The following is a 12,695-nucleotide window of genomic DNA, read 5'->3' as shown; positions in this document are numbered from 1 at the left end:
CTGCCGCGACCGTGCTGCGCGTCTTGACCTCGACGACCACGAGCGTGGGCCGGCCTGCCGACGCAGACGGCTCGCTCGCCACGATGTCAATCTCGCCGCGCAGGCCGGCAAGCCCACGTGGCCTCCAGTTGCGTTCCAGGACGGTCCACCCCAGATCAGTGAGGTAGGCGGCCGCCAGGTCCTCCCCACGTCGTCCCGTCTGGCGCCGATCACCGCTGGGAAAGGGCTGTGGGCCCGTAGGTTCTTGAACGGACGTGTCAGTCACGTCGATCACCTCCGGCACCACTGTGACCCGGTGCCGGGTGCCGGCGCACTGCCGGCCGGCGAGCCCTGTGGAGGAGGGTGTCAGGGGCGAGGCCTGTGGAGCCCGGGCCATGACTCCTGGGACTCAGGTGAAGCGTGGGGCAACCCGCGCCGGGCCGGTCCCCGACTTCCAGGACGGGTGGATCAGGGCAGGTCCATCTCCGGCTTGGTCAACTCCTCGACGTTGACGTCCTTGAAGGTGACCACGTGCACGGACTTGACGAAGCGGGAGGAGCGGTAGACGTCCCAGACCCAGGCGTCCTCCAGAGCGAGCTCGAAGAAGACCTCCCCGCCGTTGGTGCGCACCTGCACGTCCACGGCGTTGGCGAGGTAGAAGCGGCGCTCGGTCTCCACCACGTAGGAGAAGAGGGACACGACGTCGCGGTACTCGCGGTAGAGCTCTAGCTCCAGGTCGTTCTCGTAGGACTCCAGGTCTTCAGCACTCACCGTCCCATCATGCACGCCCGTGGCACGACGGCGCACGGGCACGCCGGGCGCGTCGGCGCCTCAGCCCGCGGCGAAGGTCTCCAGGCCAGTAGGCGGCAGGAACGGCGGTGCTTCACTGGCCCCCAGCAGCGAAAGCCTCCAGCCCCGGCAGGTGCCAGGAACGCCGGTGCTGGTCACTGGCCCCCAGACGCCCCAGGCCCGCCACGTGCGCGGCCGAGGCGTAGCCCTTGTTCGAGGCCCACCCGTATCCGGGGTCATCCAGCTCGGTCATGAGAGCGTCCCGCTCCACCTTGGCCAGGACGCTGGCTGCTGCGACGACGGCGCAGCGGGCGTCCGCCTTGACCTGCATCCGTACCGGCGGGGTAGCCAGCCCCAGGCTGTCCATCTGGTGGCGCACCTCGGCCACAGCCGGATGCACCGGCTGGGAGGCGCTCAGCTCGGTCAGCAGGTCGGTGGCAGGCTCGCTGAGCCAGTCGGCAACGCCGTCGAGAATGACGACGTCAGGGCGGTGACCGCGTGAGGCGACCTCGACCAGCGCGCGCAGGCCGGCCAGCCGCAGGGCGCCCACCATGCCGAGCGCGTCGATCTCAGCCGGCCAGGCGTGCGCGACCGCGCAGTCCAGCACCCAGTCCCGGCACGGTGCCTGGAGCGCCTCGCGGCGCGTGGGGGAAAGCTGCTTGGAGTCCGCCAGGCCGTGCGGGAAGTGGTCAGGGGTGGTGGTGTCAACGAGCGCGACTCCCACGCTCACCGGGCCTGCCAACGCCCCTCGGCCGACCTCATCCATCCCGGCCACCACCCGGTGGCTTGCCAGCAGCGTGGTCTCCAGCTCGCGGTCGGGACGCAGGCGCGAGGCGCCGGCACCTTGGGGGCTCACTCGCCGTCCCCGCCAGCCGTCTGGCTCGTGGAGTCAGCAGGCGCAGGCACGGCTGAGAAGACGTCCTCTCCCCCGCCTAGGGAGCCCCACCGGCCTGCCGGCCACACAATGGCCTTGGCCACGCCGACCACGTCGCTCAGCGGCACGAAGCCGTGGTGGGCGTCATCCTGGTGGTAGCGCGAGTCGGCTGAGTTGGAGCGGTTGTCCCCCATCACCCACACGTAGCCCTGGGGCACCGTGACGTCGAAGGCGATGGTCGAGGCGGACACGCCCTCCTTGACGTAGGTCTCGGCCAGCTCGACGCCGTTGACGGACAGCGAGCCCTGGCCGTCGGAGACAACGTGGTCCCCAGGCATGCCGATGACGCGCTTGATGAGGTGGTGCCCGGAGTCCTCGGGCAGCAGCCGCATGAGGATGAGCGTGTCACGGGCCACGCCGCGCAGGCCAGTGGGGTCCGTGACGGTCAGCCAGTTGTCAGGGTCGCGGAAAACGACGATGTCTCCGCGGGAGATGTCAGTGGAGTCGTACATGGTCACCGCGACGCGGTCACCGACGGTCAGGGTGTCCTCCATGGAGCTGGAGGGGATCTCGAACCACTGCAGGACGAAGCTCTTGAACAAAGCGGTCACCACCAGGGCGAGGATGACAACGAGGAAGGTGGAGCCGCGCAGTCGCTTGCGCGCAGCCTCAGGCTGCTCGTCCGCAGGCCCCGGCTGAGGGCGACGAGCCGGAGGGTAGGAGGGGGGCAGGTCCTCGGACACCGCCACTGACTCACCCGGATCCGACTGCGCGGGTCGGTCCGGCTCAGGCAGCACCTCGTGCGAGCTGAGAGTCATGTGGTCCTCTCGACGGCGCCGGGGCGCCGCGGTCTGCGTCCTCGGACAGGAACAGGGGCAGGATAACGGCGTTGCCCGGGACCCGGACGGGTCCCGGGCAACGCCAATGAGCGGGCAGAGCCAGGCTGGGCCGGGCTCTCAGTCCTCGCGACGCTCCTTGATCTTGGCAGCCTTGCCGTGCAGGTTGCGCAGGTAGTAGAGCTTCGCGCGACGGACGTCACCGCGGGTGACGACCTCGATCTTGTCGATGCTGGGGGTGTGCAGCGGGAAGGTACGCTCCACGCCCACACCGAAGGAGACCTTGCGGATGGTGAAGGTCTCGCCCACGCCAGAGCCCTGGCGGCCGATGACGATGCCCTGGAAGACCTGGATACGGCTCCGGTTACCCTCGACGACCTTGACGTGCACCTTGAGGGTGTCACCGGCGCGGAAGGCGGGGACGTCGTCACGCAGCGAAGCGGCGTTGATCTCGTCAATCAGGTTGGTCATGCTCATTCTCCACGCTCGTGCCACTGGTCATGGGCGCTTGGTTCGTGGCGCCGCGCGGATGGTAGGTAGCACCACCGTCCGGGCTGCACCGGTGCTGGCGCCCTGCAGGTCCTCATCGTGGCGGTCTCCCCAGTGGCAGAGACTCAACCGAGGCCTCAGGGCGGGCCTAGTCTGTCACACCCCGCCTGTGGGCTGCGAGACGGGGACCACGTGACCTTGGTGACCTAGCCAGCCAGGGTGCGCACCATGACCACGTCACGGCAGCGCTGACCGCCCACGTCATAGCTCCGCGTACCCGCCTTGACGAAGCCTGCCCGCTTGTAGGACTTCTGCGCCCGGCGGTTGCCGTCATGGGTGCCCAGCCACAGCAGGGCCACCCCCATGGTCTGCGCGTCGCAGGCCGCCTCCGCCAGGAGCAGGGCCGCCAGGCCCGAGCCGCGCAGGCGTGCGTCAACGTAGACCTTGGACAGCTCAGCGACCACCGGCCTGGCGCCGCCAGGATCCTGGGTGACCGTGACGCAGGAGGGCCGCTCATCCAGCCCCTCCGGCAGCCGGCCGCCGTCGTCACGCCGGTCGGCGATGACGACGCTGTAGCCCACCAGCTCTCCCCCGCGCACGGTGGCCCCGGGTAGGTCGGAGGCTAGGCACGCCACGCTGACCACCACCCGGGGGTCGCGGATCCACGTCTCCAGGCGCTGCGGGCTGAGAGCGGTGGCAATGTGCTTCTCAATCTGCTCGTCAGTCAGGAAGGAGGGACAGGCGTCAGGGAAGGTCCGCGCGGCCAACGCCGTGAGGTCGGGCAGGTCCTCAGGCAGGGCCGGGCGCACGATCGCCTCGACCGGGTGCTCGGCGCCGGAGGGCACCACCCAGCCACAGCGCGCCAGGGCCGCCCGGTCCGCGCCGTCCAGGCCAGCCGGATCCAGGCGCGCGATCATGTCAGGGCGGCGCTCGGCGGTGCGGGCAATGGCCTGGTCGCGGCGTTGGCGTGCGATGAGGGCGTGGTTGCCTCCCAGCAGCTGCGGCCAGCTCTCGGCCAGGTCGAGCCCTCGCCAGGACACCGGACGGGTGTAGACCTCGTACTCCAGCAGGCCGGCGCTGGAGTGAGACTCCTCCACGACCGACTCGGGGTTGCCCAGCACCCCGGGACGCAGACGGGCGATGGCCTCGATCATGACCAGGCTGGCGACCTCTCCGCCGTTGAGGACGTAGTCACCGATGGACAGCTCGCGGACCTCGACGCCGGCCCTGCGGTAGTGCTGGGCGACGCGCGCGTCGATCCCCTCGTAGCGGCCGCAGGCGAAGACGATCTGGTCGGCCCCGGCCAGGTCCTCGGCCACCCGCTGGGTGAAGACCTCGCCGGAGGGCGTGGGGATGACGAGAACCTGGCGGGCTGGCCGATCAGCCACGGCCTGACCGTTCTCGCCCCCGCCGAGGACCTCGTCCAGAGCCTCGCCCCACACGTCCGGCTTCATCACCATGCCGGCGCCGCCTCCCAGCGGCGTGTCATCGACCGTGCGGTGACGGTCATGGGTCCACGAGCGCAGGTCGTGGACCGCCAGCTCCAGCAGGCCGCTGGTCGCCGCCTTGCCGATGAGCGAGAGGTCAAGCACCCGCAGGTAGTCCGGGAAGATCGTCACGACGTCCAGGCGCAGGGGCCGGGCGCTCACTGGGCGGTCTCCTCGGTCTGTTCGGCCTGTCCGAGGCCTGGGAAGAGACCACCGGGAGGATCGATCGTCACGGTCCCGGCCTCCAGGTCGATCTCAGGCACGAGTTCCTCAACAAAGGGCACGGCCACGCGCTCTCCCTGCGGGGTACGCACCACGAGCCGGTCCTGGGCGATACCGGGTTCAAGGTCAACGACCTCACCGAGCACCTGCGGCGTGCCCTCGTGCCCCGGGTGCAGGGCCAGGCGCGCTGTCAGGCCGACGAGCTCGTAGGCGTACCAGGACTCCTCGTCCTCGTCGACCTCGTCCTCATCGGTGTCCACCAACAGCCGCACTCCTCGCAGCGCCTCGGCCGCGGTGCGGTCGCGGGCCTGGTCAAAGGCAGCGAACCAGCGCTGGCCGTCAAAGCGCAGGCGGGAGACGGTCAGCGGTCCCGCGTCCTGCGGGTCCGTGGGCAGCGTGGTGCCAGGGGCCAGGCGCCCCTCGGGGTCGTCGGTGCGAATCTCGAGGCGGACCTCGCCCTTGAGAGCGTGAGCGGGGCCGATGATGGCGACAGTCAGGAGCACGCGCTCAAGATACAGCGTCGCCCGGCCCCTGTGCGGGGCCGGGCGACGACGGTGAGAGTCACCGCGAGAGCGGGTGAGGCTCGGACCTGTCAGGCGAGGGTCTCAGCGCCGGTCGGTGTCGACGACGTCGACGCGGACAGGCGAGTCAGCCAGCGCACCGATGACCGTGCGCAGGGCACGGGCAGTGCGGCCCGAACGACCGATGACGCGTCCGAGGTCCTCGGGGTTGACGCGCACCTCCAGCAGGTCGCCGCGTCGCAGCGACCGGGAGGTGACGGTGACGTCGTCGGGGTTGTCGACGATGCCACGCACGAGGTGCTCGAGCGCGTCGGCCAGCATGTCAGGCCTCCTCGGCCGGAGCCTCAGCGGACTCCTCGGAGGACTCCTCGGCCTTGGCCTCGGCAGCGGCCGCCTCAGCAGCCTCCTTCTCAGCCTTGGCCTTGGCCTCGGCAGCCGCAGCCTTGCGCTTCTCAGCGTCAGCGGCGGCAGCCTTGACGGCCTCCTCCTTCGCCGCGGCGGCGGCGTCGGCGTCCTTGACCTTGAGCTTGCCCTCGGGGACGGTCAGGCCCTTGAATGCCTGGTAGTCGCCGGTGATCTTCAGCAGGTTGAAGACGGTGTCGGAGGGCTGAGCGCCCACGCCGAGCCAATACTTCACGCGCTCCGAGTCGATGCGGATGAGCGAGGGCTCCTGCATCGGGTCGTAGACGCCGATCTCCTCGATGACACGGCCGTCCCGCTTCTTGCGGCCGTCCAGGACGACGACGCGGTAGAAGGGCTGGAACTTCTTGCCGATGCGCTTGAGGCGAATCTTGACTGCCACTTGGTTGAACTCCTGGTTCTGGTTGGTTGGCGCGCGCTGGTCCCCGGTGGGGTCAAGCAACGGTTTCCGGCGGGTGCCGAGACTAGGGCGAGGAGAGGGAGAGGGGCCACTCCACGTCCGAGTACAGCCGGTCATTCTGCCAGAGCGCAGGGCCGCTGGGCCAGCGGGAGCGAGCACCATCGTCGCCCTGATGGTGCGAGATCGCCCACAGCGGCCTCTTGAGAGTCTCCCACCTTCATGGTTCATTAGCCAAGTAACTAACCAACAAGGAGGTGAGCACCGTGCCCCGGTCCTTCGACGGCGCCACCCCGATCTACCTCCAGATCGCTGAGGAGATCCGCCTCCAGATCCTGTCCGCCTCGCTGGCCGAGGGCCAGCGGCTGACCTCCACCACCGAGTACGCCATGCTCTACCGCATTAACCCCGCCACCGCGAACAAGGCCGTGGCCCTGCTCGTGGACGAGGGGCTGGTGGTCAAGCGCCGCGGTATCGGCATGTTCGTGGCCGACGGCGCACGCGCGGCGCTGCAGGCCGCCCGCCGTCGTTCCTACGCGGCCAAGGTGCTCGGTCCTGCGCTCGTCACCGGACGGCTCCTGGGCCTGACCGAGGCCGAGATCCTCCAGGCCGCCCACGACTACCTCCAGGAGGAGACCTGATCACCGTGGATGCTGAGGAGCCGTTCTCCTCCCGCCGGGTCCTAGAGCAGGTGGGAACCGGGCCCGGGCTGCGCCTGGAGGAAGTGAGCCACGCCTACGGCTGGCTGGCCCGGCACCTGCCCACCAGACCTGGCCCCTGCGGGAGGTGAACGTGGCCTTCCGCCCCGGCGTCATCACGGGGCTGCCGGGACGCAACGGCACCGGCAAGTCGACGCTGCTCTCGCTGGCCGCAGGCCTGCGCCGACCCGTGACCGGCAAGGTCACCCTGAACGGGGGCCCAGTGTGGGACCAGCCCGCGCCCCGCGCTGCTCTCACGCTGCTGTCACGCTGCTAGGCACCCGCCGCTGCCTGGTGGAGAACCAGAGCCTCGAGGCGTCCTTCCGCATCTGGGAGCTCACCCGTCCGTTGTGGATGACCCACGAGGCCAAGCGCTACCTGCGCCTTTTCGAGGTCGACCCTGACGCGGTCCCCGCCCGCCTTTCCCAGGGCCAGCGCTCGGCCGTGGACGCTGCCTTCGCCCTGGCCTCCCACTCCCCGGTCCTGCTCCTGGACGAGGTCCACCTGGGCATGGACGCCGTCGTACGACGCCGTTTCTGGGACACCCTGCTGCAGATGTACAGCTACGAGCGCCCCACCATCGTCATCGCCTCCCACGAGGTCGGTGAGATCGAGAACCTGGTCGAGGACGTCGTCGTCCTGGGCCGGGGCGAGGGTGGGAACCGGGTCCTGGCCCACGGCAGCGCGGACGAGCTGCGCCAGGCCGCGACGCCGCCGGGTGCGCCACTCGCCGACCTCACTGACGTCCTGGAGCACATGTCAAGGAGGAAGCCATGACAACGTCGTCTCTTGCCCGCCCTGCGTTCTCACAGCAGGAGCCGGCCTGGCCGCGACTGCCGGCCGCCCCTGGGCAGGTCACCCGGTCCCTGTGCTACCGAGGGCTGGCGGCGCTGGGCGCCGTAGAGCTCGCCCTCATCTTGCTCAGCCTGGTCATCGCGGCGGCCAGCCACTCCTCGGTCGCCCAGGCACTGGTCAACCTCTCCCCTGCCCTGGTGATCACAGGGTGCGTCGCCACCGGCAGGGCAGCCGGCCTCCTGCGGGCAGCGCTGGCTGCCGGCCTGACCCAGCGCACGGCGCTGGCCGCCGGCCTCGCAGTCACCGCGAGCTACGCCCTGGCCCAAGCGCCCTGGGCCGTGCTCACCACGGTGCTGGCGCGGGCCGTCCCGTCTGAGGCAGAACCCGGTCTCCTCACGCCGTGGGCCGTGCCCGGGTGGGTGCTGGCGTGTCTGGGGGCACAACTGTTTGTCCTCATCTTCGTCCTGCTCCAGGACTCAGGCCTGCGCGCCTCGTGGTCCTGGGCGCTGACGGGCCTCATCGTCATCGGGATCGGCGGGTCCATCCTGGCTGGGGCCGTTGCCGAGGCCGATGGCCACCTCGGGTGGGCGGCGGGCGCGATCCACGCCTTCCGGCCCAGCGCCGACCTGGTGCTCATCCCCTGGTCCGCCAGCCTGGCCAGCTGGGGCTGGCCCCTCTTGCTCGGCCCTGCGCTGGCAGCACGGACCGTGCTGCGGTGGAAACCGCGCGGCTAGCGCCGATCAGCCCTCGTCCAGGGTGCGCACGCGCTCACGCGCCCGCTCAGCGGTCCACACGTCCCCGGGCACGTCCATGGGCAGCAGGGCGTTGCCCACGCCCACGAAGGCGGGCTCGGCCACGCCGGACCGGCGCTGGGAGTCGTAGTCACGCAGGGTGGCAAAGACCCAGCGCCCCAGCCACAGCACGGCCACGAGGTTGAGGATCGTCATCAGTGCCAGGGCCACGTCTGCCATCACCCAGGCCAGGTCCAGGGCCACCACGGCGCCCATGCCCGTGGCCGCCGTCATGGCCAGGCGCAGCGCCACGCCGCAACGCCGCCCGCCACCGAGGTAGCTGACGTTGATCTCCGCGAAGTTGGAGTAGCCCAGCACCGAGGAGTAGGCGAAGGTGATGACGAGGAAGGTCATGAACCACACCACCCAGGCCCCCGGCAGCGCGTCGGCCAGCGCGTGCTGGACCAGCGTTGTCTCCGCCCAGGCCGGCTCCACCCCGGGGGTGTAGACCGCGGGCGAGGCCAGCAGAATGGTCAGGCCGGTGGCGGTACAGATGATGATGGTGTCGATGAAGACACCGAGGGCCTGGATGAGACCCTGGACCACCGGGTGGGCCACGTCCGCCGTGGCGGCACCGTTGGGAGAGGAGCCCTGACCGGCCTCGTTGGAGAACAGGCCGCGCTTGACGCCGTTCAAGAAGGTGGCGAAGAGCCCACCGCCCGTACCGGCCAGGCCCGCGCGCAGGTTGAAGGCGCCGGCGACGACGTCGGCCAGCACCCCCGGCACGCGGGGAGCCGAGACGATGATGACCACGGCGACGACGGCGACGTAAGCCAGGGCCATGACCGGCACCAGCCACTCGGTGACCTTAGCCACCGCCCGCATCCCCGCCAGCAGGATCGGGGCGGTGACGGCCATGAGCACGAGCGCGGTGACCCAGGTAGCCACGCCGTGGGAGGAGGCCACCGTCACGGCGATGGTGTTGGACTGGACCATGGGGAAGATGAGGCCGTAGGAGAAGACGAGCATGGCCGCAAAAGCCAGTCCCATCCAGCGTCCTAGCCAAGCCAGCCCGCCCGTACAGAGCCAGTCCGCGCTCCATGTAGTAGGCCGGGCCACCGCGGAAGATCCCGTCAGCCGCACGCACCTTGAAGACCTGGGCCAGCGTGGACTCGGCGAAGGAGGTAGCCATGCCCAGCAGCGCCACCACCCACATCCACAGCAGGGAACCCGGGCCACCGAGCGTCACCGCGAGCGCGACCCCGGCGATGTTGCCGGTGCCCACGCGTCCGCCCAGGCCGATGACGAAGGCCTGAAAGCTGGACAGGGAGCCACGCTGGTGGCGTGAGTGGGACACGAGCGCCACGGACCTGGCCAGCAGCCGCAGCTGGACCCCTCGCGTGCACACCGTGAGGTAGGCGCCGGCCGCGATGAGCAGCCAGATGAGGATGCGGCCGGAGACGAAGGACTCGAAGCCAGACAGTGAGTCAGTCAGGATCGAGGTGAGGGAGGTGGCGAGGTGGGCAGACATGGTGCTCCGCTCGGGTGGGGGCAGTGGGAGGGCCGGGTAGGCGGCGGTGAGGATACCCTCACCGCCGGCTGCGGCGTCCTGTGGCCCACGAACAGGACAGGACCGTGAGACTCGCGCACGCAGGCTGTAGCACTGAGCAGGCACCACCATGACACCTGTCATGCGCAGGCAGTGACAGCCTCCAGTACCGCTCTCCGGCGGCGTCACAGACCCTTGAGGCATGACCACACGCACCTCTTCAGCACCCGCGATCGAGATCACGGACCTGCACAAGTCCTTCGGACCGGTGCACGCCGTGGACGGGCTGAGCCTGACGGTCCAGCCCGGAGAAATCCTGGCCTTCCTCGGCCCCAACGGCGCTGGCAAGTCCACCACCCTCGACGTCGTCATGGGCTTTACCCAGCCCACCTCGGGCAGCGTGCACGTGCTCGGAGGCTCCCCTGCCGAGGCTGTCAAGCGCGGCCAGGTCGGGGCGATGCTCCAGGACGGCGGCCTGCTGCCGGGCCTGTCCGTGCGCCAGACGCTCCAGGTCGTCGCCTCGCTCCAGGCCGGGCGCCCGGACCTGGAGGGCGTCATCGAGCGCTCTCACCTGGGCCCACTCCTGGACCGGCGGGTCTCCCGGCTCTCCGGCGGCGAGCGTCAGCGCCTGCGACTGGGCCTGGCACTGCTGGCGGACCCGGCCCTGCTCATCCTGGACGAACCCACCACCGGCATGGACGTCACCGCGCGGGCGGAGTTCTGGGACACGATGCGCGAGCAGACCCTCGCCCGCCAGCGCACCCTCGTCTTCGCCACCCACTACCTCACCGAGGCAGCCGAGTTCGCTGACCGGATCGTCATCATCGACCACGGCCGGCTGGTCGCGGACGGAACCATCGACGAGCTGCGCGGCGCGGCCCAGGCCTCGACGGTCTCCGTCACCTGGCCCAAGGCCAGCCAGGCCGCCGTCGAGACGGTCCTCCAGCCGGTGGCGGGGTCGGTCGAGTCTGTCACGGTGCACGGCGAGCACGTGGAGATCCGCACCACCTCCTCCGACGACGTCGCCCGCCTGCTGCTGACGGCCTCCCCCGCCCACGACCTGGGTGTGGAGGCGCCCAGCATCGACGACATCTTCTCCGCACTCGTCAGCCAGGAGGGCTGAAGCACCATGACCACCACAACCACAGCCACGACGTCAGCCACCATGCCCACGACCTCTGCGGTCCCGGCCCACCGGGGGCGTTTCCCGGCAACCTACGCCCGCATTGAGATCCTGGCTACGCTCAAGCGCGTGGACACCGTCTTCTTCACTGTCCTCATGCCGCTGGGCATGTACCTGCTCTTCGGCAAGATGAGCAACTTCGAGTCCACCTCCGCGGGCCACGGCAACATCACGGCCTCGGTCATGATCAGTATGGCGGCCTACTCTGTGGCCATCGCCTCCACGGCCCTGGCAGCCTCCTCCGCCGTCGAGCTGGCCGGGGGCTGGGGCCGGCAGGTGTCCCTGACCAGCGGAGGGATGCGCGCCTACCTGCAGGCCAAGCTCACCGCAGCCATCGCCATCTCGGCGCTGCCGGTGGTCCTCATCTTTGCCGCCGGCCTGCTCACCGGCGCCCAGATCGACTCACCCGGGCGTTGGCTAGCCTCCTTCGCCCTGTGCCTGGTGGCGGCACTGCCCTTCTCCGCCTTTGGCCTGGCAGCCGGCATGTGGTTCCCCTCCTACACGGCCGTGGGCGTGGCCAGCTCCTCAGTGGCGGGCTTCGCCTTCTTGGGCGGCGTCTTCATGCCCCTGGGCGGGGTCCTGTTCACCCTGTCCCGCTACACCCCGCTCTACGGGGCCGCCCGGCTGGCCGCGCGGCCGCTGCAGGGGGACGTCGTGGCCACGATGACCGGAATCGTCCATGAGCCGGTGTGGTACGCCCTGGCTAACCTGGTGGTGTGGACAGTCCTCTTCGTGGCAGCCTGCCTAGCGGCTCGCGCCCGCTCCACGGTGCGCAAGTGAGCACCGAGGCCGATCAGGCTCGCCGTCCCTGGTACCGGAGGGTCAACTGGGAGGCGTCCTTCTGGGTCGTCTTCCTGCTCTTCCTCATGGCGTGGACGGCGAGCACAGAGGCGTCCTCGGCAGCCAAGGCCGTGTGCATCGGTGCCATCGTCGTCTTCATCGGTCTGTACGTCTACACCGTGTCCACCATGGGCTCGTGGGACGAGCTGCCGCCCGAGACCCCAGTGGCCCAGCAGCTGCGGCCGCTCTTGCCACGCCTGGCGCTGCTGGCCATCCCAGCGGCCGTGAGCCTGCCGGTGCTGGGCTGGTCGGGCATGTACTACCTGCCCTACCTCTGCGCGATCCTCCTGTTCGGCACCCACCTGTCCACCGGCCTGAGCCTGACGAGCCTGCTGTGCGCCGGCGGCATCCTGTCCGCCGTCGCTGCCCCCACGAGCCTGAGCCAGAAGGGGATGGCGATCGGCTGCTGCTTCTCCTGCGTCGTGGTGGTCGTGTCGCGGATCGGGGACGAGACGGGCCAGCGCCGTCGCACCACCGACCTCGCGCTCACGGCGGCCCGTGAGCGCGAGGAGATCAGCCGGGACGTCCATGACATCCTCGGCCACTCCCTGACCGTCCTCACGCTCAAGGCGGAGGTCGCCCAGCGCCTGGTGGAGGTCGACCCAGCCGCGGCCCAGACTGAGCTGGGCGAGATCGTCGCGCTCTCACGCACGGCGCTGGCGGACGTGCGCGCCACGGTCACGAGGCTGCGTACCCCGGACCTGGCTAGCCAGCTGGAGGCCTCACGCACCGCCTTCGCCGCGGCAGAGATCGAGGCTAAGGTCCACGGACGCGCCCGCGACATCCCGCTGCCTCAGCGCGAGGTGCTCTCCTGGGCGCTGCGCGAGGCCACGACGAACGTGCTGCGCCACGCCGGCGCGCGCCGCGTCGTCGTCACCCTCGCGC

At 70.1% G+C, this 12,695-nt stretch carries 16 protein-coding genes and 2 pseudogenes; 7 read left to right on the top strand and 11 right to left on the bottom strand.

Annotation, left to right across the window (positions count from 1 at the left end; genetic code table 11):
• From HMPREF0058_RS13150 to rpsP, 9 genes are all read right to left on the bottom strand, one after another.
• Positions 1-265 (bottom strand): YraN family protein (locus tag HMPREF0058_RS13150; RefSeq protein ID WP_439644175.1); only part of this gene is annotated, 265 nt, incomplete at its 3' end.
• A 182-nt stretch (positions 266-447) separates the two neighbouring features.
• On the bottom strand, positions 448-750 hold the full coding sequence (locus tag HMPREF0058_RS05370) for a DUF2469 domain-containing protein (RefSeq protein ID WP_024034471.1): 303 nt from the start codon (positions 748-750) through the stop codon (positions 448-450).
• Between the two features lie 112 nt (positions 751-862).
• Positions 863-1,624, bottom strand: a complete 762-nt coding sequence (gene rnhB / locus HMPREF0058_RS05365; RefSeq protein ID WP_006548705.1) for a ribonuclease HII — start codon at positions 1,622-1,624, stop codon at positions 863-865.
• Positions 1,621-2,460 (bottom strand): signal peptidase I, encoded by an 840-nt coding sequence (lepB, locus tag HMPREF0058_RS05360; protein ID WP_006548704.1) that lies wholly within the window; start codon positions 2,458-2,460, stop codon positions 1,621-1,623. The genes rnhB and lepB overlap by 4 nt, the downstream gene beginning before the upstream one ends.
• A 138-nt stretch (positions 2,461-2,598) precedes the next feature.
• Positions 2,599-2,949, bottom strand: coding sequence for a 50S ribosomal protein L19 (rplS, locus tag HMPREF0058_RS05355; protein ID WP_024035052.1), 351 nt, complete (start codon positions 2,947-2,949; stop codon positions 2,599-2,601).
• Between the two features lie 224 nt (positions 2,950-3,173).
• A complete protein-coding gene (gene trmD / locus HMPREF0058_RS05350) occupies positions 3,174-4,601 on the bottom strand; it encodes a tRNA (guanosine(37)-N1)-methyltransferase TrmD (RefSeq protein WP_050765663.1) in 1,428 nt (475 codons plus the stop codon).
• A gap of 11 nt (positions 4,602-4,612) precedes the next feature.
• The gene (gene rimM / locus HMPREF0058_RS05345; protein ID WP_006548701.1) at positions 4,613-5,179 is read right to left on the bottom strand and encodes a ribosome maturation factor RimM; all 567 of its coding nucleotides are present in this window, start codon (positions 5,177-5,179) and stop codon (positions 4,613-4,615) included.
• Between the two features lie 102 nt (positions 5,180-5,281).
• Positions 5,282-5,518 (bottom strand): RNA-binding protein, encoded by a 237-nt coding sequence (locus tag HMPREF0058_RS05340; RefSeq protein WP_006548700.1) that lies wholly within the window; start codon positions 5,516-5,518, stop codon positions 5,282-5,284.
• Position 5,519: 1 nt separating this feature from the next.
• Complete coding sequence (gene rpsP / locus HMPREF0058_RS05335) at positions 5,520-5,999, bottom strand: 30S ribosomal protein S16 (RefSeq protein WP_034237205.1); 480 nt, start codon at positions 5,997-5,999, stop codon at positions 5,520-5,522.
• Between the two features lie 281 nt (positions 6,000-6,280).
• On the opposite strand from rpsP, the gene HMPREF0058_RS05330 reads away from it, so the two are divergent.
• From HMPREF0058_RS05330 to HMPREF0058_RS11760, 4 genes are all read left to right on the top strand, one after another.
• Positions 6,281-6,655 (top strand): GntR family transcriptional regulator, encoded by a 375-nt coding sequence (locus HMPREF0058_RS05330; protein ID WP_040319717.1) that lies wholly within the window; start codon positions 6,281-6,283, stop codon positions 6,653-6,655.
• Between the two features lie 151 nt (positions 6,656-6,806).
• Positions 6,807-6,989 (top strand): ATP-binding cassette domain-containing protein, encoded by a 183-nt coding sequence (locus tag HMPREF0058_RS12310; protein WP_006548696.1) that lies wholly within the window; start codon positions 6,807-6,809, stop codon positions 6,987-6,989.
• Between the two features lie 17 nt (positions 6,990-7,006).
• Positions 7,007-7,489 carry an ATP-binding cassette domain-containing protein gene (locus HMPREF0058_RS05320; protein WP_006548695.1) on the top strand — a complete coding sequence of 161 codons (483 nt, stop codon included), beginning with the start codon at positions 7,007-7,009 and terminating at the stop codon, positions 7,487-7,489.
• A complete protein-coding gene (locus tag HMPREF0058_RS11760; RefSeq protein WP_006548694.1) occupies positions 7,486-8,241 on the top strand; it encodes a hypothetical protein in 756 nt (251 codons plus the stop codon). Before HMPREF0058_RS05320 ends, HMPREF0058_RS11760 begins: the two co-directional genes overlap by 4 nt.
• A 6-nt stretch (positions 8,242-8,247) precedes the next feature.
• On the opposite strand, the gene HMPREF0058_RS05305 is transcribed toward HMPREF0058_RS11760, so the two are convergent.
• Positions 8,248-9,288, bottom strand: a complete 1,041-nt coding sequence (locus HMPREF0058_RS05305; RefSeq protein WP_006548693.1) for an alanine/glycine:cation symporter family protein — start codon at positions 9,286-9,288, stop codon at positions 8,248-8,250.
• Between the two features lie 94 nt (positions 9,289-9,382).
• Positions 9,383-9,769: pseudogene (locus tag HMPREF0058_RS13350) on the bottom strand (alanine:cation symporter family protein); the annotation flags it as partial.
• Positions 9,770-10,061: 292 nt separating this feature from the next.
• On the opposite strand from HMPREF0058_RS13350, the pseudogene HMPREF0058_RS05300 reads away from it, so the two are divergent.
• The 3 genes and pseudogenes from HMPREF0058_RS05300 to HMPREF0058_RS05290 all read left to right on the top strand — a co-directional run.
• Positions 10,062-10,910, top strand: a pseudogene (locus HMPREF0058_RS05300) (ABC transporter ATP-binding protein); the annotation flags it as partial.
• 6 nt (positions 10,911-10,916) lie between these two features.
• Complete coding sequence (locus tag HMPREF0058_RS05295; RefSeq protein WP_006548690.1) at positions 10,917-11,750, top strand: hypothetical protein; 834 nt, start codon at positions 10,917-10,919, stop codon at positions 11,748-11,750.
• On the top strand, positions 11,747-12,695 hold a 949-nt coding region (locus HMPREF0058_RS05290), incomplete at its 3' end, for a sensor histidine kinase (RefSeq protein ID WP_006548689.1). The genes HMPREF0058_RS05295 and HMPREF0058_RS05290, both read left to right, overlap by 4 nt.

Origin of the sequence: Actinomyces urogenitalis DSM 15434 (assembly GCF_000159035.1) — a bacterium.
Lineage (GTDB): Bacteria > Actinomycetota > Actinomycetes > Actinomycetales > Actinomycetaceae > Actinomyces > Actinomyces urogenitalis.
Note: the sequence above shows the minus strand (reverse complement) of the source record. Positions and strands in the feature narration are given on the sequence as shown.

Bases quoted from the DNA above. Each gene is read 5' to 3' on its own strand.
- lepB (WP_006548704.1), bottom strand. From the start codon at position 2,460: ATGACTCTCAGCTCGCACGAGGTGCTGCCTGAGCCGGACCGACCCGCG.
- rplS (WP_024035052.1), bottom strand. From the start codon at position 2,949: ATGACCAACCTGATTGACGAGATCAACGCCGCTTCGCTGCGTGACGAC.
- HMPREF0058_RS05340 (WP_006548700.1), bottom strand. From the start codon at position 5,518: ATGCTGGCCGACGCGCTCGAGCACCTCGTGCGTGGCATCGTCGACAAC.
- HMPREF0058_RS11760 (WP_006548694.1), top strand. From the start codon at position 7,486: ATGACAACGTCGTCTCTTGCCCGCCCTGCGTTCTCACAGCAGGAGCCG.
- HMPREF0058_RS05305 (WP_006548693.1), bottom strand. From the start codon at position 9,288: ATGGGACTGGCTTTTGCGGCCATGCTCGTCTTCTCCTACGGCCTCATC.
- HMPREF0058_RS05295 (WP_006548690.1), top strand. From the start codon at position 10,917: ATGACCACCACAACCACAGCCACGACGTCAGCCACCATGCCCACGACC.